The organism is Microbacterium sp. Leaf351, assembly GCF_001423825.1.
GTDB lineage: Bacteria > Actinomycetota > Actinomycetes > Actinomycetales > Microbacteriaceae > Microbacterium > Microbacterium ginsengisoli.
Genome location: NZ_LMPK01000036.1, coordinates 41,295 through 47,355 on the forward strand (window position 1 = coordinate 41,295; position 6,061 = coordinate 47,355).

Annotated in this window: 8 protein-coding genes; 4 read left to right on the forward strand and 4 right to left on the reverse strand. The window is 71.9% G+C overall.

All coding sequences use genetic code 11. From position 1 onward, the window contains the following. Nucleotides 1-1,534 (forward strand): acyl-CoA dehydrogenase family protein (locus ASG00_RS12145; RefSeq protein WP_156456254.1); only part of this gene is annotated, 1,534 nt, incomplete at its 5' end. A 38-nt stretch (nt 1,535-1,572) separates the two neighbouring features. On the opposite strand, the gene ASG00_RS12150 is transcribed toward ASG00_RS12145, so the two are convergent. Genes ASG00_RS12150 through ASG00_RS12165 form a run of 4 tightly spaced genes read right to left on the reverse strand, consistent with a single transcriptional unit; the run spans nt 1,573 to nt 4,358 of the window. Continuing rightward, a complete protein-coding gene (locus ASG00_RS12150; RefSeq protein WP_056209924.1) occupies nt 1,573-2,622 on the reverse strand; it encodes a zinc-dependent alcohol dehydrogenase family protein in 1,050 nt (349 codons plus the stop codon). 46 nt (nt 2,623-2,668) lie between these two features. After that, complete coding sequence (locus ASG00_RS12155) at nt 2,669-3,262, reverse strand: nucleoside deaminase (RefSeq protein WP_045247264.1); 594 nt, start codon at nt 3,260-3,262, stop codon at nt 2,669-2,671. A 42-nt stretch (nt 3,263-3,304) separates the two neighbouring features. Continuing rightward, nucleotides 3,305-3,697: a PPOX class F420-dependent oxidoreductase gene (locus ASG00_RS12160; protein ID WP_045247263.1), complete on the reverse strand. Its 393-nt coding sequence runs from the start codon at nt 3,695-3,697 to the stop codon at nt 3,305-3,307. Between the two features lie 16 nt (nt 3,698-3,713). Further along, nucleotides 3,714-4,358, reverse strand: coding sequence for a SatD family protein (locus ASG00_RS12165; RefSeq protein ID WP_056209925.1), 645 nt, complete (start codon nt 4,356-4,358; stop codon nt 3,714-3,716). A gap of 73 nt (nt 4,359-4,431) precedes the next feature. Here ASG00_RS12165 and ASG00_RS12170 point away from each other — a divergent pair, with 73 nt between their 5' ends. From ASG00_RS12170 to ASG00_RS18420, 3 genes are all read left to right on the forward strand, one after another. Further along, a complete protein-coding gene (locus tag ASG00_RS12170) occupies nt 4,432-4,917 on the forward strand; it encodes a hypothetical protein (RefSeq protein WP_156454840.1) in 486 nt (161 codons plus the stop codon). Beyond that, nucleotides 4,917-5,939 (forward strand): FUSC family protein, encoded by a 1,023-nt coding sequence (locus ASG00_RS12175; protein ID WP_045247260.1) that lies wholly within the window; start codon nt 4,917-4,919, stop codon nt 5,937-5,939. The genes ASG00_RS12170 and ASG00_RS12175 overlap by 1 nt, the downstream gene beginning before the upstream one ends. A 38-nt stretch (nt 5,940-5,977) precedes the next feature. After that, nucleotides 5,978-6,061, forward strand: an 84-nt coding sequence (locus ASG00_RS18420) for a hypothetical protein (RefSeq protein ID WP_235559578.1), incomplete at its 3' end; no start/stop codon positions are given.

The window sequence follows — 6,061 nt, forward strand, 5'->3', positions numbered from 1 at the left end:
TTTCGATGCGGGCGCGCACGTCGACGACCTGCACACGACCGGATGCCGCGTGGGCGCCGCCTCCTTCCAGGCCGACGCCGAACGGGCGAACGTGCGGGAGCCGCAGCTGGTCACCCACGACCGGTGGGGCAACCGCGTCGACGAGGTCGTCTACGACGAGGCGTACCACCGGGTGATCGCGGCGGCCGTCGCGGACGGCGCGCACACCGCGGCATCCGCTCGTCCGGGTCCCGGCGCGAACGTCGCCCGGCCCACGACGTTCATGCTGTACGCGCAGGTGGAGCCGGGCCACGCCTGCCCGGTGTCGATGACCCACGCGGTCGCGCCGGTGCTCGCCCAGCATCCCGAGGTGGGCGCCGACTGGATGCCGCGGGTGCACTCCCGCGCGTACGAGCCGGAGCTTCGGGCGGGCAAGTCGAGCGCGCTGTTCGGCATGGCGATGACCGAGAAGCAGGGCGGCTCGGATGTGAGGGCCGGCACGACGCGGGCGACGCCCGCAGCCTCCGGCACCGCCCGACTCACCGGCCACAAGTGGTTCTGCAGCGCACCGATGTCGGACGGCTTCCTGGTGCTCGCACAGGCGCCGGGCGGACTGAGCTGCTATCTCGTGCCGCGCGTGCTCCCGGACGGCACCCGCAACCCGTTCGTGATCCAACGCCTGAAGGACAAGCTCGGCAACCGCGCGAACGCGTCGAGCGAGATCGAGTTCGACGGCACCGTCGGGGTGCTCGTGGGCGACGAGGGGCGCGGCGTGCGCACGATCATCGACATGGTCGCGGGCACCCGCCTCGACTGCGTGCTCGGGTCGACCGCCGGCATGCGACAGGCGGTCGCCGAGGCGGCGTGGCACGTGCGGCACCGCGCGGCGTTCGGCCGCACGCTCATCGACCAGCCCGCGATGACCGCGGTCATCGCCGACCTGCAGCTCGAGACCGAGGCCGCGACCATCACGGCACTGCACCTTGCGCGCGCCTACGACGACGACGCGGATGCCGCGGCCATCGCGTTCCGCCGCCTCGCCACCCCTGTCGCGAAGTACTGGATCTGCAAGCGCGGCCCCGCCCATGCCTATGAGGCGCTCGAATGCCTTGGCGGCAACGGCTACACGGAGGCCTTCCCGCTCGCGCGGCGCTACCGGGAGCAGCCGGTGATGGCGGTCTGGGAGGGGTCGGGCAACGTCATCGCCCTCGATGTGCTGCGCGCGCTCGTGCGCGAGCCCGAGACCTGGGAGGCGTTCGACCACGAGGTGGGACGCGCCCGTGGGGCGTCCGCGCTGCTCGATGCCCACCTCGATCGCACCCGCGCGCGCGTGGCGGCGGCCGTCGCCGACCCGGCCTCGGCCGACATCTCCGCGCGCGCCCTGGTCGGCGCGCTCGCGCTCAGCCTTGAGGCCTCGCTCGTCGCCCGGCACTCCCCCGCCGCGGTCGCCGACGCGTTCATCGCCGGCCGTCTCGGCGACGAACCCGCCGCGGGCGCGCTGTTCGGCGCACTGCCGTCAGGCGTCGACGTCGCCGCGGTCGCGGCGCGTGCCTGACCCCGCGAGCTCGCTTCGAGACGATCGGATGCCGCGGCTCACGGCCGCAGCAGCACCTTCACCGCGCGACGCTCGTCCATCGCGGCGTAGGCCTCGGCGGCCTCCGAGAGCGGGAGCTGCAGGGTGAAGACCTTGCCCGGTCGGATCGCTCCGGAGCGCACGTCGGGAAGCAGCTCGTCGATGTAGCCGCGCACGGGGGCGACACCGCCGTTCACGCCGACGTTGCGGTTGAACATGGTGCGCACCGGGAGCTCCGGACCGCCGTTGGGAACGCCGACGTAGCCGACCATGCCCCCGGGTCGCGCGGAGCGCAGCGCCTGGTCCATCGACTCCTTGGTGCCGACGCACTCGAGCACGCGGTCCGCGCCGATCCCACCGGTCAGGGCACGCACGGCCTCGATCCCGGCGTCGCCGCGCTCCTCGACGATGTGAGTGGCACCGAACTCGCGGGCGAGCGCCTGCCGATCAGCGTGACGCGACATCGCGATGATCGTGGTGGCCCCGAGTCGCTTCGCCGCGATGATCGCGCACAGGCCCACGGCACCGTCGCCGACGACCGCGACGCTGTCCCCGGGCTGCACGCCCGCCGACACGGCGGCGTGGTGGCCGGTCCCCATGACGTCGCTGAGGGTGAGGAGTCCGGGGATCTCATCCTCCGTGACGGGTCCGGGCACGACGGCGAGCGTTCCGTCGGCGAGCGGCACGCGCACGTACTCGCCCTGGCCGCCGTCGGCGAAGCCGCCCACCTGGTCGTCACTGCCCCACCAGCCTCCGTGCAGGCACGAGGTGCTGACGCCGTTGCGGCAGTTCACGCAGGTGCCGTCACAGACGTAGAAGGGCGCGATGACGAAGTCGCCGGCGGCGACGCTCGTGACGTCGGGGCCGACGGCCTCGACGACGCCGATGAACTCGTGTCCGATGCGATGCGGCTCGGAGGTCGGCACGACACCGCGGTACGGCCAGAGGTCGGAGCCGCAGACGCAGGCTGCGACGACCCGCACGATGGCATCGCCTCCGGTGGAGAGCGTCGGGTCGGGCACGTTCTCGACGCGGATGTCGCGGGCGTCGTGGATCACGGTGGCGAGCATGTTCCGAGCCTACGCCCGGCGCAGGCGACCGCCGGCTGCCCGACGGCTACTCGGCGAGGCCGCGGGCGTTGTAGACGAGGGTGTCGGCGGCGCCGTAGGCGCGGTAGACGTCGAGGGCCTCGGCGCGCCGCACGCCCTCGCGCACGCGGATGCCGCGCGCCTCGAACTGCGCGTCCCAGTCGGTGACGACAGGACCCTCGTCGAAACCGGTGAGCTCTTCGAGTTCGGGACCGGAGCCGGCGACCACGAGGCTGCGCACGCCGCTCCACATCGTGGCGCCGTAGCACATGACGCACGGGCGCCAGTTGACCACGAGCTCGAGCTCGGCGCCGCCCTCGCCCAGATCCCAGCGGCCGAGGGTGCGCTGTGCCAGCCCCAGCGCCATGACCTCGGCATGCATCCCGCTGATGCCCGAACTCAGCACGACGTTGACACCGACGGATACCAGCCGGCCCGAGTCGGCGTCGACGACGATCGCGGCGAACGGGCCGCCGTTGCCGGCGCGCCAGTTGCGGTCGGCGAGGTCGTTGACGAGGTCCATCCGCTCCTCGGCGGTCGGCAGGACGTCGGGGAGCTCGGGCAGCAGAGTCAGCAGCCACTCGGGCAGCGAGGCATCGAGGGAGGTTGCGGGGAGAGTCACCCGGACATCATGCCGCGCCCAGATGACGAGGATGTGTCGGGGTCACTGCCCGCCGACGGCGTCTATGCGCATGACCAGCACGACCCGGTCGGCCCGATCGGCGGGCGGCTGCTGGTCCGCGTTCCCGTACCGCTTGCCGAGCACCACGAAGAAGTCGCCGCCCGGGTCGGGGCGCACCTCGACGAGCTCTCCGCGCAGCTCGACGTAGGAGTACGGGTGGTCGGGGTCGAACACCATGAGCGCCATCGCGGGGTTCTGCTGCAGGTTGCGGAACTTCTGTCTGCGTGTGGTGTGCGTGAACGCGATCGTGTCTCCGTCGAGCAGGAACCACATCGGGTTCACCTGCACGACGCCGTCGGGTCGCACGGTGCCGAGAGCCCCGTAGTTCGGCGCGTCGAGCAGGCGGCGCTGAGCGGGGGTGAGTGCGACGGTCATGGTGCTCCTCGGCGGGTCAGGCGTCGCGATCCACGCTAGACCCGCTGCGCAGGAGATGGAGTCCGGCGACCAGACTCGCTCCGCCCGATCGGCCGAGCATCTGCGACACCGCGGACTGGCTGACGCCTTCACGGCGAGCGAGGTCGGCCTGGCGCTCGCCGCGCCACGCCCCGAGGGCGAGACGGCGCGCACGGCCGGTCATCGTGGACACGATCTGGTCGCGCGTGAGCAGATAGGCGTTGACGGATGCCGCACCCGGCCCCTCGTACCACGATCGGCCGCCCGCCACACCCGACGCCGGGAGAGCGTGCGCACGTTCGATGGCACGGCGAGCCGCCCACCATGCACTTCCCTCGGAGATGCCGAGCTCCGGCTCGCTCGCGCGGCGCGAGGGTACCCGGCCGGCGTCTCCGGCACCGAGACCGAATCGGCAGTCGACCTCGTCGGGCAGCGCGAGGCGCAGGATGAGGGTCGCGGCGAGGGCGTCGTCGAGGCCGGCGTAGACGCCCTGCAGCTCGTCGCCGACGGTGGGCCGCACCGCGGTGAGCGGCGGGACGTCCTGATCGACGAACTCGAGGGCGTCATCGATGGCGCGCTGGGCTGCCGGACGGTCGTGGAGCGATCGTGAGCCGACGATATCGATGGTCACCGCGTAGGACATGCCATAAGTCTATAACTTATATGGCGAAAATATAAGTCACACACTTATGCACAACCGTGCCTATGCTGGACTCGTGTCGGACGTCCGCCCTCCTCTCGTCATCATCGGCCCCCGCGGACGGCTCGTGATCCTCGCGATCGCCTGCGCGATCGCGGCGGCGATGGGCATCGTGATCGTGCTGCTGAACCAGCAGAACCTGACAGCCCTCGTCGTCGGCGTCGCTGCGGTCGGTGTCTTCGGCGTCGGCGGCGGCTACTCGCTCATCGGCCAATGGCGGCGCAGTCGCCTGCTTCGCGTCGACGACGCGGGCATCCGTCTGGGCGACGGCGCGAGCCTCGCCTGGCGGGACATCGACCGTGTCGGTGTCGCCGGGCCCGCGCTCGGCATCCGCCTGCGCAGCGCCGATGCCTACCTCTCCCAACGACCTCGGGGGGTGACCGTCGAGTCGCTGCAGGCCACTCGGCGCACCTGGAACGGATTCGACATCGTCCTCCCCGAGCGCGATCTCGGCATGACGGCGACGGCCGCCTCCGCCGCCGTGCGCGCACGCAAACCGTGATGCGTCCCGTGCCCACCGCCTTCGACGTGCGTTCAGCCACCCGCCCGTCCCTCCTGCAGGTCGGCAAGTCGGCCGTCGCCGTCGCCGTCGCATGGCTGCTCGCGGGCTGGCTCGTCCACGGCCCCGCTCCCGTGTTCGCGGCGATCGCGGCGCTTCTCGTGGTGCAACCGAGCCTCAATCAGTCGGTCGCCCGCGCGATCGAGCGCTCGGTCGGCGTGATCGCGGGCGTCGTGCTCGCCTCGGTGCTCGGCATCGCGTTCGGCCGTGCGACCGCGGTCGTCCTTGTCGCCGCCGCCGTCGGCCTCCTCCTCGCCTGGTCGCTGCGGATGACCGTCGGCACGGCGAACCAGATCGCGATCAGCGCGATTCTCGTCCTCTCCCTCGGCGCGACCACACCCGAGTACGCGGTCGACCGCATCATCGAGACGGTGATCGGCGCAATCGTCGGCATCATCGCGAACCTCGCCATCGTGCCCCCGGTGGCGCTCGCGCCGGCACGGGAGCAGGTGCGACGTCTGCGCGAAGAGCTCGCCCTCTCATTCGAGCGGCTCGCCGACGCCCTCGATCACCCACCCACGGCAGCGGGTCGCGAAGAACTCATGATCGGCGCCCGACTGCTGCGCCCGGTGCAGAGCCGGGCCAATGACGCGCTCGCCGCGGCATCCGAATCGCTCACCTTCAATCCGCGCGGACGCAGCCTGGGCACCCAGGTCGCCGCCCTCCGCGATGACCTCGACGTGTTCACCCCGATCGTGACGCAGCTGATCGGGATGACCCGCGCCGTCTACGACCACGCGAGCGACGACGCCACACCCGACCCCGCTCTGCCCGCGATCGCGCTGCAGCTGCGCCGCGTCGCGCACGACGTGCGCCTGACGGGCGAGCAGGCGGATGCCGCGCCCGAGGAGCCCGCGCTGACCGCGCCGCTGGAGCTGGTGCAGCCGGGCCCGCAGTGGATTCTGGTCGGCGCCATGCTGGAGGATCTGAAGCGCGTGCATCTCTCCCTGACCGAGCGCGCCTGACGAAGGGACGCGACGTGGCCGCGGCATCCGATCGACTCATGCTCCTGGACACCGCCAGCCTCTACTTCCGCGCGTTCTACGGGGTGCCGGAGTCCGTGACCGCCGCCGACGGCACGCCGGTG